The sequence below is a fragment of the Erwinia sp. 009765445 genome (assembly GCF_058137865.1).
The window spans coordinates 28,850-52,007 of record NZ_JBYUWC010000006.1; the positions used below are offsets into that span (position 1 = coordinate 28,850).

General features: G+C 54.2%; 23 protein-coding genes and 1 other annotated feature. Of the genes, 12 read left to right on the forward strand and 11 right to left on the reverse strand.

From position 1 onward, the window contains the following. Positions 1–21: 21 nt before the first annotated feature. On the reverse strand, positions 22–402 hold the full coding sequence (gene tomB / locus AC3Y5R_RS07520; RefSeq protein WP_489920810.1) for an Hha toxicity modulator TomB: 381 nt from the start codon (positions 400–402) through the stop codon (positions 22–24). 143 nt (positions 403–545) lie between these two features. Continuing rightward, positions 546–899, reverse strand: a complete 354-nt coding sequence (locus AC3Y5R_RS07525; RefSeq protein ID WP_489920811.1) for a hypothetical protein — start codon at positions 897–899, stop codon at positions 546–548. 290 nt (positions 900–1,189) lie between these two features. Here AC3Y5R_RS07525 and AC3Y5R_RS07530 point away from each other — a divergent pair, with 290 nt between their 5' ends. From AC3Y5R_RS07530 to AC3Y5R_RS07545, 4 genes are read left to right on the forward strand one after another with little or no spacing between them, the layout of a single operon-like run. Further along, the gene (locus AC3Y5R_RS07530; protein ID WP_489920812.1) at positions 1,190–1,315 is read left to right on the forward strand and encodes a hypothetical protein; all 126 of its coding nucleotides are present in this window, start codon (positions 1,190–1,192) and stop codon (positions 1,313–1,315) included. After that, the gene (locus AC3Y5R_RS07535; protein ID WP_489920813.1) at positions 1,315–2,001 is read left to right on the forward strand and encodes a metal ABC transporter ATP-binding protein; all 687 of its coding nucleotides are present in this window, start codon (positions 1,315–1,317) and stop codon (positions 1,999–2,001) included. The genes AC3Y5R_RS07530 and AC3Y5R_RS07535 overlap by 1 nt, the downstream gene beginning before the upstream one ends. Beyond that, on the forward strand, positions 1,998–2,870 hold the full coding sequence (locus AC3Y5R_RS07540; protein WP_489920814.1) for a metal ABC transporter permease: 873 nt from the start codon (positions 1,998–2,000) through the stop codon (positions 2,868–2,870). Before AC3Y5R_RS07535 ends, AC3Y5R_RS07540 begins: the two co-directional genes overlap by 4 nt. Beyond that, complete coding sequence (locus AC3Y5R_RS07545; RefSeq protein ID WP_489920815.1) at positions 2,867–3,745, forward strand: metal ABC transporter substrate-binding protein; 879 nt, start codon at positions 2,867–2,869, stop codon at positions 3,743–3,745. The genes AC3Y5R_RS07540 and AC3Y5R_RS07545 overlap by 4 nt, the downstream gene beginning before the upstream one ends. 110 nt (positions 3,746–3,855) lie before the next feature. Here AC3Y5R_RS07545 and ykgO read toward each other — a convergent pair whose 3' ends face one another. From ykgO to AC3Y5R_RS07565, 4 genes are all read right to left on the reverse strand, one after another. Beyond that, entirely contained in the window at positions 3,856–3,996 is a 141-nt protein-coding gene (gene ykgO / locus AC3Y5R_RS07550) for a type B 50S ribosomal protein L36 (protein ID WP_489920816.1), read from the reverse strand. A gap of 9 nt (positions 3,997–4,005) precedes the next feature. Then, the gene (locus AC3Y5R_RS07555) at positions 4,006–4,263 is read right to left on the reverse strand and encodes a type B 50S ribosomal protein L31 (protein WP_489920817.1); all 258 of its coding nucleotides are present in this window, start codon (positions 4,261–4,263) and stop codon (positions 4,006–4,008) included. Positions 4,264–4,454: 191 nt separating this feature from the next. Further along, a complete protein-coding gene (locus tag AC3Y5R_RS07560; protein ID WP_489920818.1) occupies positions 4,455–7,607 on the reverse strand; it encodes an efflux RND transporter permease subunit in 3,153 nt (1,050 codons plus the stop codon). Positions 7,608–7,624: 17 nt separating this feature from the next. Continuing rightward, positions 7,625–8,809, reverse strand: a complete 1,185-nt coding sequence (locus AC3Y5R_RS07565; RefSeq protein WP_489920819.1) for an efflux RND transporter periplasmic adaptor subunit — start codon at positions 8,807–8,809, stop codon at positions 7,625–7,627. A 140-nt stretch (positions 8,810–8,949) separates the two neighbouring features. On the opposite strand from AC3Y5R_RS07565, the gene acrR reads away from it, so the two are divergent. Then, the gene (gene acrR / locus AC3Y5R_RS07570) at positions 8,950–9,591 is read left to right on the forward strand and encodes a multidrug efflux transporter transcriptional repressor AcrR (RefSeq protein ID WP_489920820.1); all 642 of its coding nucleotides are present in this window, start codon (positions 8,950–8,952) and stop codon (positions 9,589–9,591) included. A gap of 13 nt (positions 9,592–9,604) precedes the next feature. On the opposite strand, the gene rsmS is transcribed toward acrR, so the two are convergent. The 3 genes from rsmS to priC are packed head-to-tail and all read right to left on the reverse strand — an operon-like array spanning position 9,605 to position 10,587. Next, on the reverse strand, positions 9,605–9,754 hold the full coding sequence (gene rsmS, locus AC3Y5R_RS07575; protein WP_489920821.1) for a pleiotropic regulatory protein RsmS: 150 nt from the start codon (positions 9,752–9,754) through the stop codon (positions 9,605–9,607). A gap of 17 nt (positions 9,755–9,771) precedes the next feature. Further along, positions 9,772–10,017 (reverse strand): GlsB/YeaQ/YmgE family stress response membrane protein, encoded by a 246-nt coding sequence (locus AC3Y5R_RS07580; RefSeq protein ID WP_489920822.1) that lies wholly within the window; start codon positions 10,015–10,017, stop codon positions 9,772–9,774. Between the two features lie 39 nt (positions 10,018–10,056). Continuing rightward, positions 10,057–10,587, reverse strand: a complete 531-nt coding sequence (gene priC, locus AC3Y5R_RS07585) for a primosomal replication protein PriC (protein ID WP_489920823.1) — start codon at positions 10,585–10,587, stop codon at positions 10,057–10,059. A 207-nt stretch (positions 10,588–10,794) separates the two neighbouring features. Between priC and apt the strand changes: the two genes are divergently transcribed. After that, on the forward strand, positions 10,795–11,346 hold the full coding sequence (apt, locus tag AC3Y5R_RS07590; protein ID WP_489920824.1) for an adenine phosphoribosyltransferase: 552 nt from the start codon (positions 10,795–10,797) through the stop codon (positions 11,344–11,346). 63 nt (positions 11,347–11,409) lie between these two features. Here apt and AC3Y5R_RS07595 read toward each other — a convergent pair whose 3' ends face one another. Further along, complete coding sequence (locus AC3Y5R_RS07595) at positions 11,410–14,985, reverse strand: hypothetical protein (protein ID WP_489920825.1); 3,576 nt, start codon at positions 14,983–14,985, stop codon at positions 11,410–11,412. Positions 14,986–15,468: 483 nt separating this feature from the next. Here AC3Y5R_RS07595 and dnaX point away from each other — a divergent pair, with 483 nt between their 5' ends. The 4 genes from dnaX to htpG all read left to right on the forward strand — a co-directional run bounded on the left by dnaX (position 15,469) and on the right by htpG (position 20,354). Then, positions 15,469–17,400 (forward strand): DNA polymerase III subunit gamma/tau, encoded by a 1,932-nt coding sequence (gene dnaX / locus AC3Y5R_RS07600; RefSeq protein WP_489920826.1) that lies wholly within the window; start codon positions 15,469–15,471, stop codon positions 17,398–17,400. Continuing rightward, positions 16,745–16,806, forward strand: a sequence feature (DnaX frameshifting element). Its footprint overlaps the gene before it by 62 nt. Before the next feature lie 43 nt (positions 17,401–17,443). Next, on the forward strand, positions 17,444–17,773 hold the full coding sequence (locus AC3Y5R_RS07605; RefSeq protein WP_489920827.1) for a YbaB/EbfC family nucleoid-associated protein: 330 nt from the start codon (positions 17,444–17,446) through the stop codon (positions 17,771–17,773). Then, positions 17,773–18,378, forward strand: a complete 606-nt coding sequence (gene recR / locus AC3Y5R_RS07610; RefSeq protein WP_158783848.1) for a recombination mediator RecR — start codon at positions 17,773–17,775, stop codon at positions 18,376–18,378. The genes AC3Y5R_RS07605 and recR overlap by 1 nt, the downstream gene beginning before the upstream one ends. A 98-nt stretch (positions 18,379–18,476) precedes the next feature. Further along, on the forward strand, positions 18,477–20,354 hold the full coding sequence (htpG, locus tag AC3Y5R_RS07615) for a molecular chaperone HtpG (protein ID WP_489920828.1): 1,878 nt from the start codon (positions 18,477–18,479) through the stop codon (positions 20,352–20,354). Positions 20,355–20,442: 88 nt separating this feature from the next. Here the strand turns inward: htpG and AC3Y5R_RS07620 are convergent, their stop codons facing one another. Then, positions 20,443–21,318: a LysR substrate-binding domain-containing protein gene (locus AC3Y5R_RS07620; protein ID WP_489920829.1), complete on the reverse strand. Its 876-nt coding sequence runs from the start codon at positions 21,316–21,318 to the stop codon at positions 20,443–20,445. A 346-nt stretch (positions 21,319–21,664) separates the two neighbouring features. Between AC3Y5R_RS07620 and AC3Y5R_RS07625 the strand changes: the two genes are divergently transcribed. Both AC3Y5R_RS07625 and AC3Y5R_RS07630 read left to right on the forward strand, forming a co-directional pair. Further along, entirely contained in the window at positions 21,665–22,063 is a 399-nt protein-coding gene (locus AC3Y5R_RS07625; RefSeq protein WP_489920830.1) for an NUDIX hydrolase, read from the forward strand. Beyond that, the gene (locus tag AC3Y5R_RS07630; protein WP_489920831.1) at positions 22,063–22,935 is read left to right on the forward strand and encodes a DUF6024 family protein; all 873 of its coding nucleotides are present in this window, start codon (positions 22,063–22,065) and stop codon (positions 22,933–22,935) included. The genes AC3Y5R_RS07625 and AC3Y5R_RS07630 overlap by 1 nt, the downstream gene beginning before the upstream one ends. Positions 22,936–23,158: the final 223 nt, after the last annotated feature.

Consider the following 23,158-nt stretch of genomic DNA (forward strand, 5'->3'; position numbering starts at 1 on the left):
CGTTGAAAATATAAAGGGTTGCTAAAACGAATGGCTCGCCTGTGCGGTGACGTGAGCACATTCCTCTGCGAAAATGTTAAACAAGCGTTTCGCTGATTTTTGCCAGCGTTGCAAGTCCTGAACATTAATGCCGTAATTGCTAAAGAGCATAAACGTATCATCAAGATATTCGTCAATCTGACTAATCAGTTCACTATCTTCGATATGTTTAATTTTGTAATTCATCGTAAAAGCTGCAATATGCTCAATCAAATCGTTAAGTTGTAAATTGATTGCTGAAGTAGGATCGTTAACCCAGCCATGGTGACTGTCACCTAACGTCGCGAGGCTTTCGTCGTACAAACTTTCACACAAGAATTTTAGCTGGGCAATATCATGCCTTTTCGGTGAGTATTCGTCCATCTTTTTCCCCTCCATAGCGAGTATTGGTGCCGTCAGCGCAGGCTTTCAGCGAGTGGAATGCCTGGAAGCGATAATAAAACCAGTGTCTGTGTATAATTAAATATAACCTGCTTAAATTGTATTTGTAATGCTCTTATTCAAAATTACAGTTCGTCAGCGACGGTGGGCTGGGTAGTCTCGATGAAATCAAAAATCAGCGCATCAGGCTGGCATTCAAAATTGACCGTCTCGGTTGTTGTCTGCCAGGCATCAATATCCAGACAGGCGTTGAAAACGTCCCAGCGAAAGCTGTATGTCATCTTATAACGCGATTCAGATGAATATTCTATAGAAATAATTTTTATGCTATCGGGAACATATTGAGCATTTTGAGAATACCATAACAGCGAACCGGTCAGCTCTGCTTCTATTTTGGGAATAATCTGCTGAATATTTTGTGCCATTGTCTGCAGATTGCCTTCATTTCCTCTAAATGCGAATGGAATACGTTTGCGCATTTTTTCTCCACAGAGTTAATTAATGCTTATAGAGATAATTGGTCTCTACCGAGAAATAATCAAGCTCCTGAAAGTCGACACTAACTATCTCGATGATTTGACTGTTAATTATTTTAGTAGACAAATTCTCTTTCTGCGATAGAAAAAAACAGGAAGTTGAAAATATTTTATATAACGCCTCTCATCGTTGGCGAGAGGTTAGTCATACTTAGATACACTTTGCCCAAAGCTTTACGGCATCAGCGATCGTAGAATATTGTTATGTTATAACATTATTTGGGTTATGCGCGATGTCCTCACTCTCTTCTTTAACCCGTAATGGAACGCTGCTGACGCAGTCTGCTTTAATGCGCCTGACCTTAGCCGGTGCGGTGGTCGTGTTGTTGCTGGTCTTTACTTACTGGGCCGTCTCCTGATGATCACACTCAATAAACTCACCGTTGGCTATCAGGGCAGGGCGGTAACCCCTGCGCTTGATGGCGAGTTTTTACAGGGATCAATGACCGCTCTGGTTGGCGCAAATGGTTCCGGAAAATCCACTTTACTGAAGACGCTGGCGGGTCTCCTTCCTCCGGTATCCGGCTCGGTCAGCCTGCCAAAACCACGCGCCAGTATGGCATGGCTTCCTCAGCAATCTGAAATTGAACGCACTTTTCCGATCAGCGTCTTTGACCTGGTGGCGATGGGCTGCTGGAAACGCTGTGGCTGGTTTGGCGCCATTAATCGCAGCATGCGTCAGACGGTGATCAACGCGCTGGAAAAGGTCAACATGCAGGATTTTGCCACTGCCCAGCCGGGTACGCTCTCTGGCGGTCAGCTGCAGCGCGTGCTGTTTGCCCGTCTGTTGGTACAGGATGCTTCCTTATTACTGCTTGATGAACCCTTTACCGGCGTGGACAGCCACACCACCGATTTGCTTTTGGCGCTGCTGGAAGAGCGGCATCAGGCCGGTTGTACCTTGATAGTGGTGCTGCACGATATGGCGACGGTGGAGAAGCATTTCCCGCAGACGCTTCGCCTGAAGGGCAGTCATGCCGAATGGTCAGGGCTGGGTTCAGCCGTCACCCAACTCAACTTCAGCCGCGTTAAGGAGAAAAGATGACTCTTGCGCTGGTGCAGCCTTTTATTGAGTTTGGTTTTATGCGTCGGGCGCTGGTGGCCTGTGTGGCACTGTCGCTGAGTGCCACACCACTGGGCGTCTTTTTATTGCTGCGCAGAATGAGCCTGGTGGGTGATGCACTTTCCCATGCGGTGTTGCCTGGTGCGGCAATTGGTTACCTGATATCAGGGTTATCACTGGTGGCAATGGGGACCGGTGGCGTGATTGCCGGGTTGTCAGTCGCGCTACTCTCCGGTGCCGTAAGCCGCTACACCCCCTTAAGGGAAGATGCCAGCTTTGCCGGTTTCTATCTGGGATCGCTGGCCTTAGGGGTGACGCTGGTTTCCCTGCGCGGATCGAGTGTCGATCTGCTGCATGTGCTGTTCGGCTCGCTGCTGGCGGTGGATAGCCCCTCAATTATGCTGGTCAGCGGAATTGCGGCTGTTTCCCTGCTGGTGCTGGCGGCAATCTATCGTCCGCTGGTGATTGATGCATTTGACCCGACATTTTTACGTGCGCAGAGCCGCTGGGTGGCTCCGCTGGTGCATGGCATTTTCCTCATCCTGGTGGTGACCAATCTGGTCGCCGGGTTCCAGGTTCTTGGCACGCTGATGTGTGTGGGCCTGATGATGTTGCCCGCCGCTGCGGCCCGCTTCTGGCGGCAGGAACTGCCCGGGATGATCGCTTCGGCGATGATCCTCGCACTGATCGCCAGCTTCAGCGGCCTGATTGCCTCTTTTTATCTGTCACTGCCTGCCGGACCGGCGGTGGTGCTTAGCGCCGCCATTCTGTTTTTTGTCTCTATTTTAGTCGGGCCCTGTGGCGGAATTTTCCGCGCACGCCCTTTTTCAGTTGGTAAGGAGAAAGCATGAAGAAGTTATCTGTAGCGCTGGCTGTTGCGGCGATTTTTATCTCCCCGCTGGCGATGGCAAAAACTGTGGAAACGGTAGCCAGTTTTTCTGTGCTGGGCGATATCGTCAAGGAAGTGGGCGGCGATCACGTCAGAGTGAAAAATCTGGTCGGGCCGGATGGCGACCCGCACAGCTTTGAACCTACTCCACAGGACAGCCAGGCGCTGTCAAAAGCGGACATGGTGTTTGTCAGCGGACTGGGCCTGGAAGGGTGGATGGATCGCCTGATTTCAGCGTCTGATTATAAAGGCAAAGTGATTGTTGCCTCTCAGGGGATCGCCACCCGTTCCATGGAAGAAGAGGGCAAAACCATCACCGATCCGCATGCCTGGAACAGCATACAAAACGGCGTGGTTTATGCGAACAACGTGATGAACGCTCTGATCGCTGCGGATCCGCAGGATGCAGATTACTTTCGCCAGCGAGGTTCGGCTTACGTCAGCCAGTTGCAGAAACTGGATAAATGGGCCGAAACCAGCTTTGCCTCCGTGCCGGTAGCGAAGCGTAAGGTACTGACCAGCCATGATGCTTTCGGCTACTTCGGCCAGCGCTATGGCGTCAGCTTTATGTCACCGGTCGGCTTTTCAACGGAATCTGAAGCCAGCGCTTCAGACGTGGCCGGGCTGATCACTCAGCTGAAAAAAGAACATATCCGTAGCTACTTTATTGAGAACCAGACCGATCCTCGCCTGGTAAAACAGATTGCTTCCGCAACGGGCGCTCAACCAGGTGGTGAACTTTACCCGGAAGCGCTGGCCAAAAAAGGCGGCGCGGCGGATAGCTATGTGGCAGCGTTTAAGCATAACGTTAATGCCATGCTCTCCAGCATGAAGTAAGCAGTACGGGGCAGGGAGGCCCTTTTTTACCGGCGAAAAAAAGCCGCATTATGCGGCATTAACTCTGAAGTTCAGGCCTGCGTTTCCGGCGCAGGCACAGTTTTTACCGATCAGCGTTTTTTCTTTTTTCCCTGTACGGCTTTAAACCGGGGGGTAGTTTTGCAGATCACGTAGATACGCCCCTTACGACGCACGACTTTGCAATCTTTATGACGCTTTTTGGCCGAAGCCAGTGAACTCAGAACCTGCATGCTGACTCCTTACTTAGCGGGTGGGAAAAAACGGCCAAAACGCTGATTAAAGCGATGTGCACTGCCTTCTTTGGCAAACTCTTTCTGCTTGCCGGTGTAGTACGGATGGGAAGCAGAAGAGACGTCCAGCGCCACGTAGGCCAGGACCTGACCGTTGAGCTCCACTGTCCTTTCGGTTTTGATGGTGGAGCCAACGGTGAAATAGGTGTTGGCACTGGTATCGTGGAACGCCACGGTGCGGTAAGCAGGATGAATATCCTTTTTCATAAATCCCCACTGAAATTTTGGTATGTTATAATATAACAATTATTATGCGCGTGCTGTTTTCAGATTGCAACAGGCATTGAGGCATAAACGACTTTTCAGAGTACGCAGAGGGTAAAAGTACGTCTTTAATCTCTGCGGCCAAAAAAAAGAGGCCGCATAAGCGGCCTCTTCGGTCTGTTTAATAGCAGGGATTAGTGTTGATGATGCTCTTCCGGATGACCGTGTTCCAGTTCTGCCTTGTTCTTGCTGAAGCGGCGGCGAACCACCACAAAGAACACCGGTACAAAAAAGATTGCCAGAATAGTCGCGGTCACCATCCCGCCCATTACACCGGTACCGACTGCATTCTGCGCACCGGAACCTGCACCGGTACTGATAGCCAGCGGCAGTACGCCGAGGATAAAGGCCAGTGAGGTCATCAGAATCGGACGTAAACGCATACGAACCGCTTCCAGCGTCGATTCTATGAGGCCTTTACCTTCTTTCTCCATCAGATCTTTGGCGAATTCCACGATCAATATCGCATTCTTCGCCGACAGGCCAATCGTGGTCAGCAGGCCCACGACGAAATAGACATCGTTGCTCAGTCCACGCATCGTAGTAAAGATTAGCGCACCAATAACTCCGAGCGGGACAACCAGCATTACCGCGAACGGTATTGACCAGCTCTCATAGAGCGCCGCCAGACACAGGAACACCACAATCAAAGAGATGGCGTACAGGGCGGGAGCCTGGTTGCCGGAGAGGCGTTCCTGGTAGGACATACCTGTCCAGTCATAACCAATTCCCGCTGGCAGTTGAGCCGCCAACTGTTCCATTAGCCCCATCGCCTCACCGGAGCTTTTGCCCGGTGCTGGCTGACCAAGGATTTCCATTGACGGCAGACCGTTGTAACGTTCCAGACGCGGTGAACCATACTGCCACTTAGCCGAGGTGAAGGCGGAGAACGGCACCATCTGACCACCTGAGCCACGCACGTACCATTTATTGATATCATCCGGCAGCATACGGGAGTCCGCCTGGCCCATTACGTATACCTTCTTCACACGACCGCGGTCGATGAAGTCGTTGACGTAGGAACTGCCCCATGAAGCACCCAGCGTGGTATTAATGTCAGAGATAGAGACGCCAAGGGCTTCTGCTTTCTCCTGATCAACCGTCAGCTTGTACTGTGGCGTATCTTCCAGACCGTTCGGACGTACACCAACCAGCGTGTCAGGGTGCTTGGCTACTGCCCCCAACAGCTGATTACGGGCTTTGGTCAGCGCATCATGCCCCAGGTTAGCCTGGTCAATCAGCTCAAAGTCAAAGCCGGTGGCGTTACCGAGCTCGATAATCGCTGGCAGGTTGAACGGGATCACCATCGCATCTTTGATCGCGCCGAAGGCCCGCATGGCTCGTCCGGCAATGCCGTCGACCTTATTGGCCGCTCCTTCACGCTCTTTCCATGGTTTGAGGCTTACGAAGGCGATACCGGTGTTCTGTCCACGACCGGCAAAACCAAAGCCGTTAACGGTAAAGACCGAGCGAACGTTATCTTTCTCTTTGGTCAGGAAGTAATCCGAAACCTGATCCAGTACTTTCTCGGTACGTTCCTGCGTTGCGCCTGCTGGCAACTGGGCCTGAGCCAGCAGCAGCCCCTGATCCTCTTCCGGCAGGAAAGAGGTTGGCAGCTTCAGGAAGAGATATGCCATCCCCACCACGATCAGCAGGTATATCACCAGATAGCGGCCGGTGCTGCGAATGATATGGCCAACGCTGTCGGTGTAGTGATGAGCACTCTTGTCGAACATGCGGTTAAACCAGCCGAAGAATCCGGTGGTCTTTCCGTGGTCGCCTTTTGGGACCGGTTTGAGCATGGTGGCGCAGAGGGCAGGCGTCAGGATCAATGCCACAATCACCGACAGCACCATTGCCGACACAATCGTAATTGAGAACTGGCGATAAATAACCCCGGTTGATCCTCCGAAGAAGGCCATCGGGATGAAGACCGCAGAGAGGACCAGCGCAATCCCTACCAGTGCGCCCTGGATCTGCTCCATCGATTTTCTGGTGGCTTCTTTCGGCGGCAGTCCCTCTTCGGACATGACACGCTCGACGTTCTCCACCACCACGATGGCATCATCCACCAACAGTCCTATCGCCAGTACCATCCCGAACATCGTCAGGGTGTTTATCGAGTAACCAAAGCCGCTGATTATCGCAAAGGTCCCCAGCAATACTACCGGCACCGCAATCGTTGGGATCAACGTAGCGCGGAAGTTCTGCAGGAACAGGTACATTACGATAAATACGAGCACGATTGCTTCGATCAGCGTTTTCACCACTTCCATAATGGAAATTTTAACGAACGGTGTGGTGTCGTAAGGGTAAACTATTTTCAGTCCGGCCGGGAAGAACGGTTCCAGTTTAGCCAGTTCCGCTTTTACCGCCGCTGCTGTATCCAGTGCGTTCGCACCGGTCGCCAGTTTGATACCGATACCGGACGCTGGCTTGCCGTTATAGCGCGCAATGATTTCGTAGTTCTCACCACCGAGCTCGAGTTTTGCCACATCCTTCAGCAATACGCGTGAACCATCTGAGTTGACTTTCAGCAGTATTTTGCCGAATTCGTCGGTAGAGGTCAGACGGGTCTGCGCAATGATGGAGGCGTTAAGCTGCTGGCCAGGGATTGGCGGAGCCCCTCCTAACTGACCTGCGGCGACCTGGGCATTTTGCGCGGTAATGGCGCTGATGACATCGACCGGCGTCAGCTGAAAGTTATTCAGCTTGTGCGGGTCCATCCAGATGCGCATCGCATACTGAGCACCGAATATCTGGGTATCACCCACGCCGGGGGTACGGCTGATAGGATCTTTGATATTCGAGGCCACGTAGTCCGCAATGTCATTCTGCGTCATGCTGCCATCGTCACTGACGAAACCGGCCACCATCAGGAAGCTGCTGGAGGATTTCTGAACCTGGATCCCCTGCTGCTGGACTTCCTGTGGCAGTAACGGCGTTGCCAGTTGCAGTTTGTTCTGCACCTGAACCTGGGCGATATCCGGGTCAGTGCCTGACTGGAAGGTCAGGGTCAACTGTAAGGTACCGGAGGAATCGCTGTTCGATGACATATACATCAGGCCATCGATACCGTTCATGTTTTGCTCAATAACCTGCGTTACTGAGTCCTGCAGCGTTTTCGCATCAGCTCCCGGGTAAACGGCGCGGATCTGCACTGCCGGCGGCGCAACATTGGGATATTGCTCGATCGGTAGTTTTAGAATCGACAGCACGCCCGCCAGCATAATAATGATGGCGATTACCCATGCAAAGATGGGGCGATCGATAAAGAACTTAGCCATGTATCAGCGGCTCCTGTTTAAGACTGCGGTTGTTCAGACTTTGCCTGCCCGGCACTGTCTGTACTCACTTCCTGCGGGGTAACCTGAGCACCCGGTCTGGCACGCTGAACACCAACGGTGATCACTTTGTCGCCTTCTTTCAGACCGCCAGTCACCAGCCACTTATCGCCGATAGCCTGATCCGTCGTCAGATTGCGCACTTCAACTTTATTATCTGCACCCACCACCATCGCGGTTGCCTGGCCGGTCGGCGTGCGGGTAACCGCCTGCTGAGGCACTAACAGCGCGCTTGGGTTGATTCCCTCATCCAGACGGGCACGCACGAACATTCCTGGCAGAAGAGAGTGGTCAGGGTTAGGGAATACCGCACGCAGAGTGATTGAGCCAGTGGTCTCATCCACGGTCACATCAGAGAATTCCAATGTTCCGGCCTGGGCGTATTCGCTACCATCCTGCAGTAACAGTTTGACCTGAGCTTTTCCGTTGTTTTGTTGTAACTTGCCGGAGTTCAGCTCTGAGCGCAGGCGCATAAAGTCTTCACTGGACTGCGTGACGTCGACATAAAGTGGGTCAAGCTGCTGTACTGTTGCCAGCGCAGTGGTCTGTGCGCTCTGCACCAGCGCACCTTCCGTCACGGAAGATTTGCCAATGCGGCCACTGATTGGTGAAGTCACTTTGGTATAGGCCAGGTTGATACGGGCAGTTTCAACGTTGGCTTTTGCAACCTGTACCGCAGCGGCGGTCTGGCTCGCTGTGGCAACGGCAGTATCATAATCCTGCTGGCTGATATATTTGGTGCCCAGCAGAGGTTTGTAGCGTTTTACGGTCAGGGCCGCGATCTGAGCATTGGCCTGTGCCTGCACTAAATCGCCTTTGGCGCTGTCATAAGCCGCCTGATAGGTAGCCGGGTCAATCTGATAAAGAGATTCTCCAGCCTTGATATCGCTGCCTTCCACGAAATTGCGTTTTAAAATAATGCCCGAAACCTGAGGGCGAACTTCTGCAACACGGAACGAGGAAGTACGACCCGGGAGGTCGGTAGTGACGGTAAGCGGAGCGCTTTTCAGCGTAACAACACCTACTTCAGGTGCCTGCTGCTGTCCGCCTTGCTGCGCTTCTTTATTATCACATCCTGTCAGCACTAAGCTGCCTGAAAGCATCAGAACGGCCGCCAGAGGCGTTATCCCTCTGTTTTTGTTCATAAATAAACCTCGAGTGTCCGATATCGATTGTTCAATGGATCACAAACCCATAAACCCATTGCTGCGTTTAAATTATGGTCGTGCTATGGTACATACATTCGCAAATGTATGTAAGTGCACCTTTTTGTAAAAATCACCCTATGGCACGAAAAACCAAACAACAGGCATTAGAAACGCGAAATCACATCATTGATGCGGCAATTGAAAGATTCTCCGAATACGGTGTGTCTAAAACGTCACTGGCCGACATCGCCACTGCGGCGGGGGTGACGCGGGGTGCAATCTACTGGCATTTCAAAAACAAAACCGATCTGCTCAATGAAATATGGGCGCAGTCCGAGTCCGGTCTGGAAGACTTAGAGCTTGAGTATCAATTAAAATATCCCTCAGATCCACTGTCAGTGATGCGGGCCATGATTTCGTATGTGCTTGAAGCAACAGTCAGGGATACCCGCAGACGTGCACTTCTGGAAATTATTTTCCATAAATGTGAGTTCGTGGGTGAAATGACCACTTTACAGATGATGCAGCAGACTCTGTACCTTGAATGTTACGAGAAGATTGAAGACGTGCTGCGTCAGTGTATGGCCGCTGGTCAACTGCCGGAAAACCTGGATACCCGTCGTACGGCGATAGTGATACGTGGCTACATCACCGGCATCATGGAAAACTGGTTGTTTATGCCGGAAAGCTTTGACCTGGTCGCGGACACTCCGCAACTGGTGGAAGTGCTGATCGATATGCTGAAACACAGCCCTTCATTGCGTATTCTCCCGGCCTGACAGGGGGGAGCGCTTAACTTTTTTCGGCTAATTTTTTCTCAAAATCCCTCTGTACAATAGCCAGCGCAGCCAGCACGGTGTGGGGCGCAATGGCATTCTCTTCCAGCAGCATAATCAAATCTACGGCCAGCTTTACTTCTTCCGGGGCGGTTTCAAGCGACATGGCGTTCCTTAATAACTTCAGATCCGCAGTTTTCTGACCAGCAGCACCATAATCAGCGCACCGGCCAGGGCAATCAGCATCGCTCTGGGATCCATTCCGGCCAGCGTACCGTAATCAAAGAAGGCGCTGATATAGCCGCCGATCAATGCACCGACCACAGCGAGGACCAGTGTGGCGATCAGTCCACCGGGGCGTCCGGGGAAAAAACGCCGGGTGACAAAACCCACCAGTAACCCGATGATGATCCAGGAGAGAAGTCCCATCCGTTGTCTCCAGTCAAAAATGGTATGCAGCTAGTATAGCTAGTGTTCACGTTTTTCAATGGCGCGTTCAATTCTCTTCAGCGCCTGCAGACAACGCTGTAAGCGGCCCTCCTGAGTGGCGATCTCCCGTTGCAGCGTTTGCTGCTGGGCCAGCGTCTCCTGCAGCGCCAGCTGGCTTTCCCGGTCCGCAATCATGGCGCGCAGGCGGCGCTCATAATCCTGATGTTTCGCCAGTTTTTCATAAAGGTTTTCGCTTTCCGGCTCTTCTCGCGTTTCTCCCTTGCGCAAAGTCTGGGTCGCCAGCTCCCGCTGAAGTGCGCCCATCTGCAACACCACCCGTTCAGCCATCCAGGCTACGCGCTCCGTTCGCTGGGCGCTCACACTCTGTTTCAGCTGGTTCAGACTCTGGCGTACTTCCTCCAGATAATCGCCCAGTCGGGTACTGTGGCTGTGGAACAGCTGGCTGTCGAAACGGGCCTTTGGCGTTCTTTTATTCGCATGGGGCGCCACAGCCTGTGCCAGCTCTTCCAGCTTTGCTTCTAATTGCGCCAGCAGGTGGGCACTTTTCATCTTGTTCTCTCCGGTAATCAGCCAGAATATGATACCCTTATCTGAGCTACTTTTGCTTTCCGCGGTTGCATTTACCGGCCGGTTTGCATAGATTTGGTCGTTTTCGTGCGCGGCTTCCCCCCAGACGGTCCGTCAGACTCTGCGAATCAGTTCGCAAGAGCCTCTGAAGCTGCGCGAGTCAGATTTGTATTTACCAGGCATAACATTATGACCGCAACTGCTCAGCAGCTTGAATTCCTTAAAAACAGTATCAAAAGCATCCCGGATTATCCAAAGCCGGGCATTCTGTTCCGCGACGTGACCAGCCTGCTGGAAGATCCAAAAGCGTACGCACTCAGTATTGAACTGTTGGTTGATCGTTTCTGTGATGCAGGCATCACCAAAGTGGTGGGAACCGAAGCCCGTGGCTTCCTGTTCGGTGCTCCGGTGGCGTTAGGACTGGGCGTGGGTTTTGTTCCTGTGCGTAAGCCGGGCAAACTGCCGCGCAAAACGTTTGCCGAAAGCTATGAGCTGGAATACGGTACCGACCAGTTAGAGCTGCACTGTGATGCGATAGCGGAGGGTGATGTTGTGCTGGTGGTAGACGATTTGCTGGCAACAGGTGGAACGATCGAAGCCACAGCAAAACTGATCCGTCGTGCCGGTGGTGAAGTGAAAGATGCCGCTTTTATCATTAATCTGTTCGATTTGAGCGGGGAAGCGCGCCTGAACACGATGGGGATTGAGTGCTTCAGCCTGGTGAATTTCCCGGGCCACTAATATCTTCTGGCAGCGAGCTGCTGAAAAAGGCTGGTTACTTTGCGTAACCAGCCTTTTTTATCATCAGAACTTCAGGTTGAATGAAGCAGAAACGGCCTGAGACGTTTCGTTGGATGACTTCTGGACGCCGTAGCCCAGACCGTAAGTCATATTGCCTTTCTGCAACTGAATACCGGCGCTGGCCGCGTATGCCGAGCTGTCAGCGATACGGGATTCACTCCATGCTGAGCCGCTGACGCCTTCCATTGACACTTTGGTGCCGCTGGTTGTGTCACCGCCGGTAGCGATGTAGGAGAAATCCAGTGCCGGTTTCAGCGTGTAGCCAGAGTCATTCTTGTACTCTTTGCTTAAGCTGACACCCAGCGGCACAGACCACAGAGACAGAGAGTTAGACCCGTTTTTAAACAGCGTTTTCCCTTCACTTGTGGCATTGAAATCGTCGTTTTTCAGCAGGGTATAACGAATGCCAAGGTGCGGCATAATGTCGACATATTCGGTTTCAAACACATACTCGCGGGTCAGACCGGCGCTGATAATCGTCGATTTTGCATCCCCGGACAGGGTTGAATAACCGGTCACCGGGTCGAGCGATTGCTTCATGCTGTGGCTGACGCTGGAGAAGTTCAGGTCGCCAATCAGGTTCCAGTTCTCTTTGATCCAACTGCCGTACAGGGAAGCGCCCCAGAAATCGATGTCGTTCTTCACCGGGTAGAGGTTGCCGCTGGCTTTGCTTTTCCCTTTACCAATGTTCAGTGATCCGCCCGTTTTCAGGATCCCACCCGCCTCGGTGATCAGTGTATCCTCACCGCCAATAAAGATGCCACCCAGCCATGTTTTGGTTTTCGCATCAAAGCCTCCAGAGTTATAGCCAGACAGGCGGCTGTTGTCATACAGCAGGGAAGTCCACAGGTTGAACCCTTCTTCCAGCGGTGTGCCTTTGAAGAAGTGTTGTCCCTCTGACAGATGCCTGGACAGGGTTTTCGCGGTGGCTGACATGACCTGGAAGCTGGTTCCGGCCACGTTGGCGATTGAGGCCATATTCACCGCTGATTCGATCAGACGTGCAGCCGTTCCGGCATCGCTGACATAACGGACATCCATCGCTTTCGACACGAATTGCTGTGCCGCATTGTCAGCATTTACATCCACCCCGATCTGGCTGCTCATTGCATTCATCAGGCTGGCCGTCCGGAATGAGAGTCTTGGGAGGCTGGTGCTGAGATCGGCATTTTCAATGGTGATCTGCGTGGCATCCGTTCCGGCGGTCTGCTTCGCGGTCAGCAACCTGCTGGTGGTACTGATGTTGGCATCCTGCCAGGCTGGAGAAACCTGCCCCTGCAGGCCAGACCCGGTTACCGCAGTAAACGTCTCTCCGGCCGTAACGCCGCCATCCGTCATCACCAGCAGGTAGGCGTTTTTATCAATCTGGCCGTAACCCAGAGAGAGCGCCGCGTTGCCTGAATCGATATAGGAGCGGGCATTGACCACGGTCAGGGAAGAGTCACCCAGGCCGTAAGTGAACTCATCGCCGCCCACGCGCCAGTTCAGGTCAGGGCTGGAGAGATCCAGAGTCGTGTCGCCGCTCAGGATCAGCTTGCCGTTAAAGGTCAGCTGGCGATCCTGTTGCATCAGTGCCACGTTTTCCTGCCAGTTGTTGGCGTCCAGTTCGGTTGATCCAAAGATGGCGGTACCGTCACCACTGACGGTCAGCGTGCCCTGATTCGCTTCCAGGGTCTGGCTGGCGTAAGTACCATTGCTGATAGTCAGGCTGCCATTATTCAGCACGGTGCTGCCAACCTGGAATGTACCGCCACTCTGCAGGAACTGATTTTCTGCGCTGGTCAGGGTATCTGTCAGTGCACTCCACAGATTTGCCACCCCCAGAGTCAGCGTTCCGGCGGTGAAGGTACCGCCGCGAATTTCCAGCAGTCCGGCACCGCCCAGTCCCGCTGACTGTACCAGCGAACCGCTGTTCAACACGCCATCTTTGCTGCCATTCAGACCGCCGATCTGGACATCACTACCAATCTGCCCACTGCCGCTCTCAAAGATAGCAGTACCGTCGCCGCCATTGCCTGCCGCGCCGCCGTTGCCCGATCTGCCTCTGGCTCCGTTGGTGATACCACCGTCACCGGCGCTGCCACCCTGGCCCCCCAGCGTCAGCGTACCTTTGTTATTGATGACGCTGTTGGTGAAGGTCAGGGTACCGGATGCACCATCGGAACCATTGCCGCCGGTTCCGGCTGCGGAGCTGCCCTGCAGGGCGCCACCATTACCACCGTTACCGCCGACGCCACCAACCTGGATCCCGCTGGTCACATTGAGCGTACTGCTGCTGACAACCAGTGAGCCTGCACCCGCTGTGCCGCCATTGCCTGCGTTACCGCCTTTGCCGCCCGCTGCACCGGCACCTGCTGATGCAGTGACGTCAACGGCACCGGATTTTCCGTTCGTCCCACTGTTGCCACCGTTGCCACCGTTGGCACCATTGCCACCAAGAGCAACTGACTGCGCGGTTACGGCGCTGTTAGTCAGCGTCAGTGTACCTGCGCCGCCGTTGCCGCCGTCAGCACCCTGGCCGCCGTTGCCACCCGCTCCGGCCGTTCCGCCGTTTCCGCTGTCACCCACTTCACCGGTGATATTGGTGTCAACGTAATCCTCAGAGGTTTTACCCGCATCGCCGCCCTTACCGCCGGTCGCGCCGTTGCCGCCGTTGGAACCTGCACCGGCATTACCACCAAGTGTTAACGCACTTTTGACGGTCATAGTGGTGCTGTTCAGCGTCAGGCTGCCAGTGCCGCCTGATGCACCGTTTGCACCACTGCCGCCGTTACCACCTTTCCCGCCGTTACCGCCTTTCCCGCCATAACCAGGCAGACCACCTGCGGCCTGAAGGCCATCCACACCAGCTTCGCCGCCGCTGTTACCTGCGCCGCCGTTTCCGCCAGCCTGGCCTGCTTCTCCGCTACTGGCATTGCCACCTGTTCCGCCAATCGTGGCCGTCGTGGTGGTAAAATTACTGGAGGTGATGGTCAGGTTGCCGTTACCGCCAGCAGCACCGACGCCGCCGTTGCCGCCGTCCGCGCCATTACCGCCGTTACCGCCATTTCCTCCGTCGCCGCCATCACCACCGGAACCTGTCGAGCCGCCGTTGCCACCGTTACCTCCCGCGCCGCCGGTTCCACCGGCCGTTCCTGCTGAGGCCTGGCCTGCGGCTCCGCCTTCACCACCGGCACCGCCAATTTGCAGTGTTCCCAGCTGGCCTTTTACATTGCGTAAAGCCGAGGTTGCATCCGTTCCGGCAGCACCATCATTTCCGTTGATGCCTGAAGTGCCACTGGCGGCATTTCCGCCGGTTACTCCATTACTGCCGTTACCTCCGCTGCTGGCACCATTGGCATTAGCCCCGCTGCTGCCATTGCTTCCGTTCGTGGCCCCCCCTGCGCTGCTGGCTGAGCTTCCGCTGCCGCCACTTCCACCCTGAGTCCCGATGGCCACATCTTCACTGGCATAAGTGATATTCATCGTTCCAAGAAAAGGAAGACTGATAATGGCGATCGTATTGATAGCTTTAATAAAGGGATGATGGGTGCTTACAGCGAGAAGGGTGGGGCCCTTTTTGGCATTTTGTTTTTGCATTTTTATATTCCATTATCTTTTTGTTAACAAGGTATTAAGTGTATCCGTTACACTGATTATTATAAAAAACGACTATTATCATAGGGTAGTGAAAAACATTAAAATCGCAAATATACTATTTACACTGACTCTAAAGGGTAATTTATTTCATCATTCCGATGTCTTTTTGGGTCCAAAATAAAATAACACCTTTTCTTCCTTCTTTGATTTTAATTAGGACAGTTAGAAATTGATACTGTTTATTTTAATGATTATCAGGTTATTATTGGGTTTATTTGGTTTGAATTTGTGAATAAGGTTCTGATTGTTGTTAAATGTGCTTCCTGAAAGCCAGGTGTGGCGGCCTTCATTGGCATGATTTACTCAAAGGTATAGGAATGGCATCAAACGTACTGGTACACTGTCGCGAAGTAACGAATCAAGGCTAAACTGCGGTTTAACGAGGTTTAGGTCAATTATTTATCCATCAACGATGAAGTGTTAATGAGCTATCAGGTACTGGCCCGCAAGTGGCGTCCGCAAGCGTTTACAGATGTTGTCGGTCAGGAGCACGTTCTGACCGCGCTGGCTAATGGCCTGTCCCTTGGCCGTATTCACCACGCTTATCTGTTTTCCGGTACGCGCGGCGTGGGCAAAACTACCATTGCCCGGCTGCTCGCTAAAGGGTTGAACTGTGAAACCGGCATCACTGCCACCCCCTGTGGGCAATGCGATAATTGTCGTGAGATCGAACAGGGTCGCTTCGTTGACCTGATTGAGATTGACGCCGCCTCACGTACCAAAGTTGAAGACACCCGGGACCTGCTGGACAACGTCCAGTATGCGGCTGCCCGCGGTCGATTTAAGGTCTACCTGATCGATGAAGTTCATATGCTTTCGCGACACAGCTTCAATGCGCTGCTGAAAACGCTGGAAGAGCCGCCGGAGCACGTGAAATTCCTGCTGGCAACCACCGATCCACAGAAACTGCCGGTAACCATTCTTTCCCGCTGCCTGCAGTTCCATCTTAAGGCACTGGATGTGGCGCAGATCCGTGGTCAGCTGGAGCACGTTCTGCAGGAAGAGAAGATTGCAGCAGAAGCACGGGCGCTGCAACTGCTCTCCAGAGCGGCCGACGGCAGCATGCGTGATGCGCTGAGCCTGACGGATCAGGCGATTGCCATGGGGCAGGGACAGGTGACCACGGCTACCGTAAACGATATGCTCGGCACGCTTGATGACGAGCAGCCGCTGGCGTTAATTGAGGCGCTGGTCAATGCTGAAGGCGAGCAGGTGATGTCACTGCTTAACCAGGCCGCTTCGCGAGGCGTGGAGTGGGAAGCGTTACTGGTGGAGATGCTGACGCTGCTGCACCGTGTGGCGATGATCCAGCTGCTGCCCTCGGCGTCCGGCGACGATTTTGCCGCTGTAGAACAGCGCCTGCGCGAACTGGCCAGAGTATTACCCCCTGCGGATGTCCAGCTTTATTACCAGACTTTGCTGATGGGGCGTAAAGAACTGCCACTGGCACCGGATCGTCGCATGGGTGTGGAGATGACGCTGTTGCGTGCGCTGGCCTTTCATCCCAAACAGGTGATTGCCGAACCGGTGGCCCGCCCTGCAATGATGCCACAGGCCCAGCCTTCACCAGTCCAGAGCAGACCTGCCGTCGCCCCGGCCGCCGATACTCCGGCCCATACGGTGCAGGCGGCAGAGCCTCAGGCGAATTTGCCTGATACAACCAGCCAGCTACTGCAGGCGCGAACACAGTTAATGCGCCAGCAGGGAGTGACCAAACCAAAAAAGAGTGAGCCGGCAGCGCAGAATGCGCGGCCGGCAAGTTCGGCACTGGAGCGGTTGGCTTCAGTTACCGAGCGCGGTCAGAAGCGGCAGGCTGCCTCTGAGCCTGACGTGCCGGTAAAAAAAGAAGCTTATCGCTGGAAGGCGCAAACCGCCGAAGTGAAGCCAGAACCGGTAGCCACGCCAAAGGCTTTACGCTCGGCGCTGGAGCATGAAAAGACCCCGGAACTGATGGGGAAACTGGCAGCAGAATCGCAGCAGCGTGATGCCTGGGCGGCGGAAATTGCCGGGCTGACGCTGCCGAAACTGGTGCAGCAACTGGCGCTGAACGCCTGGAAAGAGCAGACAGAAAGCGGCATCACGCTGCATCTTCGCTCCAGCCAGCGCCACCTGAATTCCCCTTCGGCACAGAAAGTCCTTACCGAGGTGCTGAGCGAGGCGGCAGGCCAGCCGGTTGAATTAACGCTGCTTGAAGACGATAATCCCGCGGTGTTAACTCCGCTGGAGTGGCGTCAGAAAATTTATGAAGAAAAGCTGGCGCAGGCGCGTCAGTCAATTATCGCGGATAATCATATTCAGACGCTGCGTCGGTTCTTCGATGCAGATGTGGATGAAGAGAGTATACGCCCCCTTTGAAACGCTGCGCTTTCGGGCGCGGCCCGATCTGAGAGAGAAAACTATGTTTGGAAAAGGCGGACTGGGTAACCTGATGAAGCAGGCCCAGCAAATGCAGGACAAGATGGCGCAGGTGCAGGAAGAGATCGCGGCGCTTGAAGTCACCGGTGAATCAGGCGCAGGTCTGGTGAAGGTCACCATCAATGGCGCACACAACTGCCGTCGCGTGGAAGTGGATCCCAGCCTGCTGGAAGATGACAAAGACATGCTGGAAGATCTGGTTGCTGCAGCCTTTAACGATGCTGCACGTCGCGTTGCTGAAGCGCAGAAAGAAAAAATGGCTGGCGTATCTAACGGTATGCAGCTGCCGCCTGGCTTCAAGATGCCGTTCTGATGCAAACCAGCCCGCTCCTTGAAAGCCTGATGGAGTCGCTGCGGTGCCTGCCCGGCGTCGGGCCGAAATCGGCCCAGCGCATGGCCTTCCAGCTGCTGCAGCGTGACCGCAGCGGCGGGATGCGCCTGGCGCAGGCCCTGACACGTGCGATGTCTGAAATTGGCCACTGTGCCGACTGCCGGACATTTACCGAGCAGGAAATTTGCACCATCTGTGCCAATCCGCGCCGTCAGCAAAACGGCCTGATCTGCGTGGTGGAAAGTCCGGCGGACATTTATGCCATCGAGCAGACCGGGCAGTTCGCCGGTCGCTACTTTGTGCTGATGGGCCACCTTTCCCCACTCGATGGTATTGGTCCCAATGATATCGGACTGGACCGGCTGGAACAGCGGCTGGAGAAAGAGACGATTCAGGAAGTGATCCTCGCCACCAATCCCACGGTGGAAGGGGAGGCGACCGCTAACTACATCGCTGAAATATGCGGGCAGTATGGCGTTGAAGCCAGCCGTATCGCTCACGGCGTACCGGTTGGCGGCGAGCTGGAGATGGTTGATGGCACCACGCTGTCGCACTCTCTCGCCGGGCGACACAAGATTAGATTTTAGTCATTCAGCGGCACGATTCATCGTGCCGTCTTGAAATCCTGCCAATTGCCCCCATTCTTCACCTCAACCTATACCAATACGTTTCCGATGAGGTAGCAATGACCATGAAAGGACAAGAGACGCGTGGCTTCCAGTCAGAGGTAAAACAGCTTCTGCACCTGATGATCCATTCCCTCTATTCAAACAAAGAAATCTTCCTGCGAGAGCTGATCTCCAACGCCTCTGATGCCGCCGACAAGTTGCGCTTCCGCGCTCTGTCAACGCCGGATCTCTATCAGGGGGACGGCGACCTGCGCGTAAGGGTTTCTGTTGATAAGGAAAACCGGACCCTGACGCTGAGCGACAATGGCATCGGGATGACACGTGACGAAGTCATTGAAAACCTGGGCACCATCGCCAAATCCGGCACCAAATCCTTCCTGGAGTCGATGGGCTCGGATCAGGCGAAAGACAGCCAACTGATCGGTCAGTTCGGCGTCGGTTTCTACTCCGCGTTTATCGTGGCCGATAAGGTTTCCGTGCGTACCCGTGCAGCCGGTGCCAGCGCCGATGAAGGTGTGTTCTGGGAATCAGCGGGCGAGGGTGAATACACCATCGCCGATATCAGCAAAGATGAGCGGGGAACCGAGATCACCCTGCACCTGCGCGAAGGCGAGGATGAATTCCTTGATGCCTGGCGCGTGCGCAGCATCATCAGCAAGTATTCCGACCATATTGCGCTGCCGGTGGAAATCGAAACCCGCAACGAAGAAGACGACACCACCAGCTGGGAGAAGATCAATAAAGCCCAGGCGCTGTGGACCCGCAGCAAGTCGGACATCAGCGAGGAGGAGTACAAAGAATTCTACAAGCACGTCTCCCATGATTTTGCCGATCCGTTGACCTGGAGCCATAACCGGGTGGAAGGGAAGCAGGAATACACCAGCCTGCTGTATATCCCGACCCAGGCTCCGTGGGATATGTGGAACCGCGACCACAAGCACGGCCTGAAACTGTACGTGCAGCGCGTGTTTATCATGGACGATGCCGAACAGTTTATGCCGAACTACCTGCGTTTCGTACGTGGCCTGATAGATTCCAGCGATCTGCCGCTGAACGTCTCCCGTGAGATCCTGCAGGACAGCCGCATTACCCAGAACCTGCGTAACGCCCTGAGCAAGCGTGCGCTGCAGATGCTGGAAAAAGTGGCGAAGGATGACGAAGAGAAGTATCAGCAGTTCTGGCAGCAGTTCGGCCTGGTGCTGAAAGAAGGCCCGGCGGAAGATGCGAATAACATCGACATCATCGCTAAACTACTGCGTTTTGCTTCCACCAGCAGCGAAGGGGCAGTACAGACTGTGTCGCTGGAAGACTATGTCAGCCGCATGGTTGAGGGTCAGGATAAGATTTATTACATCACTGCCGACAGCTATGCGGCAGCGAAAAGCAGCCCGCACCTGGAGCTGTTCCGTAAGAAAGGCATCGAGGTGCTGCTGCTGTCCGATCGCATCGATGAGTGGATGATGAGCTACCTCACCGAGTTTGACGGCAAGTCGTTCCAGTCCGTCAGCAAAGCGGATGAGGCGCTGTCTAAGCTGGCCGATGAGGAAGAGAGCGAAGAGCAGAAAGAGGCACAGAAGGCGCTGGAGCCGTTTGTGGAGCGCGTGAAGGCGCTACTGGGTGACCGCGTGAAGGAAGTGCGTCTGACGCATCGCCTGACCGATACTCCGGCGATTGTCACCACCGAAGCCAACGACATGAGCACCCAGATGGCGAAGCTGTTCGCTGCTGCGGGCCAGGACGTACCGGAAGTGAAGTATCTGTTCGAGCTGAACCCGGATCACGCGCTGGTTAAACGTGCTGCGGACACGCAGGACGAAACCCGCTTTGCGGAGTGGGTTGAGCTGCTGCTGGATCAGGCGATGTTTGCCGAGCGCGGCACGCTGGAAGATCCAAACCTGTTTATCCGCCGCATGAACCAGCTGCTGCTGGGTTAATTGTCGCCGGCACCTGAGTGGGCAAATAAATTCGTCCACTCAGGGAGCAATGATTGATCCACGGGCGGAGTTTATTCCGCCCGCTTTCTCAGCCGACCATCCCCGCTTCTTCCAGCAGCCAGCGCCTGAACATCTCAATCTCCGGCTCATCTTTGCGCGTCGCTTTCACCATCATCCAGGTCGCCCTGTCCACTTCAGCAAACCCCAACGGCGCAATCAGCGTACCTTCCCGGATCTCATTCTTCACCAGAATCTGCGGCGTCATGATAATTCCCAGCCCGTTTCGCGCGGCCTGGATCCCCAGGGTCAGATTATCGAAGTGTTTTCCCGCCCAGAAATCCCCCTTTGCCCCGGTTTTCTTTGCCCATTCCGCCCAGGCATGCAGTTTGGTATCGGCATGCAGCAGAGGCAGGGTGGAGAAGTCGCTGGCATAGGTGACGTGATAGCCAAAATCCGGCGAGCAGACCGGCCCGATATAATCGACGGTGATCAGCGTGGCGGCAATATCCTCCTGCACGCGCTGTTCATGGCTGAGGATCAGCACATCGGTCTGTTTGCTGCGTACTCTGTCAATCTCCACATGCGTCTGAAAGGTCAGGGCAATATCTTTGTGCCGTTCACTGAAGCGGCTGATGCGCGGGATCAGCCATTGAGCCAGGAAGCTGGGCGCGCAGGAGACCGAGAGGCTGTTGAAATTGCTGGCGCGGATCTTCTCGCAGGTCACCTCAATTTCCCGAAAGGTCTGTATACAACACACTTTCAGGCGTTCGCCCTCTGAGGTGAGCTGCACCCGCCCGCTGGCCCTCAGAAACAGCGGCTTACCCAGCCACTCTTCCAGTTGCTTGATTTGATGGCTGACGGCGCTGTGGGTGACGTTCAGCGACCGGGCAGCCTGGCTGAAACTCTGGTGCAAAGCTGCCTGATGGAAGTAGCGCAGGGCGCGGAGTGAGGGAAGGTCGGGCATTATCGATCTCTGTGAGAAAAACTAACAGGGAGTGTCTGTTTATATCAATTTAAAGTCCAGCCTCTTTTCCTTACTCTGACCTGCGTGACGGGGATACCTGTACGACAGCGAAACGACACCATCCGGGAAAGGGACCGCACACGGCATCCAATTTTCTGATATCTCGTTAATGACAGCCAGTTGCAGGTTGAAGGAAGGAAAAAATGAAAAAACACTATTCCGGAAAACCATGGCCCGTCATTTTTTGGGGTGGTGAAGGGAAACGGCTAGTGACATGTTATTTGATGTTACAAGGTATCCCTGTTCACATCACGTCTGAACATCACTTTTCCCGGTTGCAGCGTAAATGAGCATTATCGTCCGCTGTGCCGCCATCATTATTCAGAATCGCTCCCTGTTGCTGGTTCGTAAGCCGGATTCGCCGCTTTTTATGCTGCCCGGTGACCAGCCTGCTGCCGGTGAAGATCACCTCAGCTGCCTCAGGCGCGAGCTGCACGAAACGCTGGGGGGAGAGATCCAGACCTTCCGGCCCTTTGGTTTGTTTTTCAGCCGTGACGCGCAGGGATCTCTGACGATCGAAAATCACGTTTATCAGGTTGGCCTGAGTGGTCAGCCCGCGCTTGACATAAACATCCTCGCGATGGCCTGGGTCAATCACCGTCAGCCACCTTACGAAATCCCGATCGGCCCGGTTTTTCGCGACAACGTTATGCCACTGCTTTATCAACAAGAGTTAATCGACTAATGGACGCTTCTTCCTTTTCTCCCCAGCTGCGTCAGCGACACGGTGAACACTTTTACCTGCAGGCACGCATGAAAAGAGATGAGCTGCGGGAAAAGCTGTCCCGGCTCTACAAGCTGCATGATTACGATATTTTTTTTGTTCAGTCGGTCCGGGTCGGGCTGGTGATCCTTTCACACCTGTTTCATAAGCAGGAGACTACGCTGTGCCTGGCGAAACACGCCCATTTTCAGACGGTCAGCGAGCTGTTTCACCACCCGGCTTCGCAGTTTAACGAGCCAGGTAATGCGCCAATCATCACCCATGTGAACCCTTACACCGGCACGGTGAACTCACTGAGTCACTGCAAAGGAAAGGGTGTCGTGGATGCTTCGCAAAGTTTCGCTACCAACCTGCACAGTACTCTTACTGCACACAGCTCCATTTTTGTCGCGCCGCTGCACAAGCATGCTTCACTGGCCGTCGGTCTGGCGATTATTGCGCTGCGTCCGGGTGATTTCAGTACGGTACTGCGCAGTGAGCTGAGGCTGTTTGAAGAGTCAACCGCCTCCAGCAAACCACTGGATGAAGCGCTGAGCACGATTCAGAGCGGGAGCTGGCTGCCTTATAACGTGGCCCAGGTCAGAAAAGTTCAAATGAGGGATGTGGCGGGAATGGATTTTTTCTCCATCAGCGATCCCAACCTGCCGTTCAGCTGTTTCACCGTGCCTTCACTGAGCGAGGTTTTGCAAAAGCAACTGAAAGCAGCAGGGGCCAGCTACTTTACTCACTCGCGCACGCTTCGCCTCTCCTGCTGGTCCAGAGGGGATGGTAAAAGGCGTGTCGATATGACCGATGAGGCTGAACAAACCCTCAGCCGCTTGTGGGCGCTCTGAGCGAGCAATTTATAGCCGATTATCCGAAAAGTGTATTTATCTCCTTTTGATCCCTTACGGGAGGACAGGTGTGGCAATCAAGCGGTGGCTATGCCTTCAGACCTGCAGAGGGGGGCATCCAAAGGCTGTCACCGTGGAGGATAACCGCCGGGTTCCTTGTGGATAAAGGGCCGTGATGGTATGTTCTTGGCCTACATAACTTGATCATTTAAGCGATTCGCAA

Coding starts and splice junctions, on each gene's coding strand:
- acrR (WP_489920820.1), top strand. CDS start 8,950: ATGGCACGAAAAACCAAACAACAGGCATTAGAAACGCGAAATCACATC.
- AC3Y5R_RS07540 (WP_489920814.1), top strand. CDS start 1,998: ATGACTCTTGCGCTGGTGCAGCCTTTTATTGAGTTTGGTTTTATGCGT.
- dnaX (WP_489920826.1), top strand. CDS start 15,469: ATGAGCTATCAGGTACTGGCCCGCAAGTGGCGTCCGCAAGCGTTTACA.
- AC3Y5R_RS07595 (WP_489920825.1), bottom strand. CDS start 14,985: ATGCAAAAACAAAATGCCAAAAAGGGCCCCACCCTTCTCGCTGTAAGC.
- AC3Y5R_RS07545 (WP_489920815.1), top strand. CDS start 2,867: ATGAAGAAGTTATCTGTAGCGCTGGCTGTTGCGGCGATTTTTATCTCC.
- AC3Y5R_RS07605 (WP_489920827.1), top strand. CDS start 17,444: ATGTTTGGAAAAGGCGGACTGGGTAACCTGATGAAGCAGGCCCAGCAA.
- AC3Y5R_RS07580 (WP_489920822.1), bottom strand. CDS start 10,017: ATGGGACTTCTCTCCTGGATCATCATCGGGTTACTGGTGGGTTTTGTC.
- AC3Y5R_RS07560 (WP_489920818.1), bottom strand. CDS start 7,607: ATGGCTAAGTTCTTTATCGATCGCCCCATCTTTGCATGGGTAATCGCC.
- AC3Y5R_RS07525 (WP_489920811.1), bottom strand. CDS start 899: ATGCGCAAACGTATTCCATTCGCATTTAGAGGAAATGAAGGCAATCTG.
- AC3Y5R_RS07565 (WP_489920819.1), bottom strand. CDS start 8,809: ATGAACAAAAACAGAGGGATAACGCCTCTGGCGGCCGTTCTGATGCTT.
- recR (WP_158783848.1), top strand. CDS start 17,773: ATGCAAACCAGCCCGCTCCTTGAAAGCCTGATGGAGTCGCTGCGGTGC.
- rsmS (WP_489920821.1), bottom strand. CDS start 9,754: ATGTCGCTTGAAACCGCCCCGGAAGAAGTAAAGCTGGCCGTAGATTTG.
- AC3Y5R_RS07620 (WP_489920829.1), bottom strand. CDS start 21,318: ATGCCCGACCTTCCCTCACTCCGCGCCCTGCGCTACTTCCATCAGGCA.
- htpG (WP_489920828.1), top strand. CDS start 18,477: ATGACCATGAAAGGACAAGAGACGCGTGGCTTCCAGTCAGAGGTAAAA.
- tomB (WP_489920810.1), bottom strand. CDS start 402: ATGGACGAATACTCACCGAAAAGGCATGATATTGCCCAGCTAAAATTC.
- AC3Y5R_RS07625 (WP_489920830.1), top strand. CDS start 21,665: ATGAGCATTATCGTCCGCTGTGCCGCCATCATTATTCAGAATCGCTCC.
- AC3Y5R_RS07535 (WP_489920813.1), top strand. CDS start 1,315: ATGATCACACTCAATAAACTCACCGTTGGCTATCAGGGCAGGGCGGTA.
- apt (WP_489920824.1), top strand. CDS start 10,795: ATGACCGCAACTGCTCAGCAGCTTGAATTCCTTAAAAACAGTATCAAA.
- AC3Y5R_RS07530 (WP_489920812.1), top strand. CDS start 1,190: ATGTCCTCACTCTCTTCTTTAACCCGTAATGGAACGCTGCTGACGCAG.
- AC3Y5R_RS07630 (WP_489920831.1), top strand. CDS start 22,063: ATGGACGCTTCTTCCTTTTCTCCCCAGCTGCGTCAGCGACACGGTGAA.
- AC3Y5R_RS07555 (WP_489920817.1), bottom strand. CDS start 4,263: ATGAAAAAGGATATTCATCCTGCTTACCGCACCGTGGCGTTCCACGAT.
- ykgO (WP_489920816.1), bottom strand. CDS start 3,996: ATGCAGGTTCTGAGTTCACTGGCTTCGGCCAAAAAGCGTCATAAAGAT.
- priC (WP_489920823.1), bottom strand. CDS start 10,587: ATGAAAAGTGCCCACCTGCTGGCGCAATTAGAAGCAAAGCTGGAAGAG.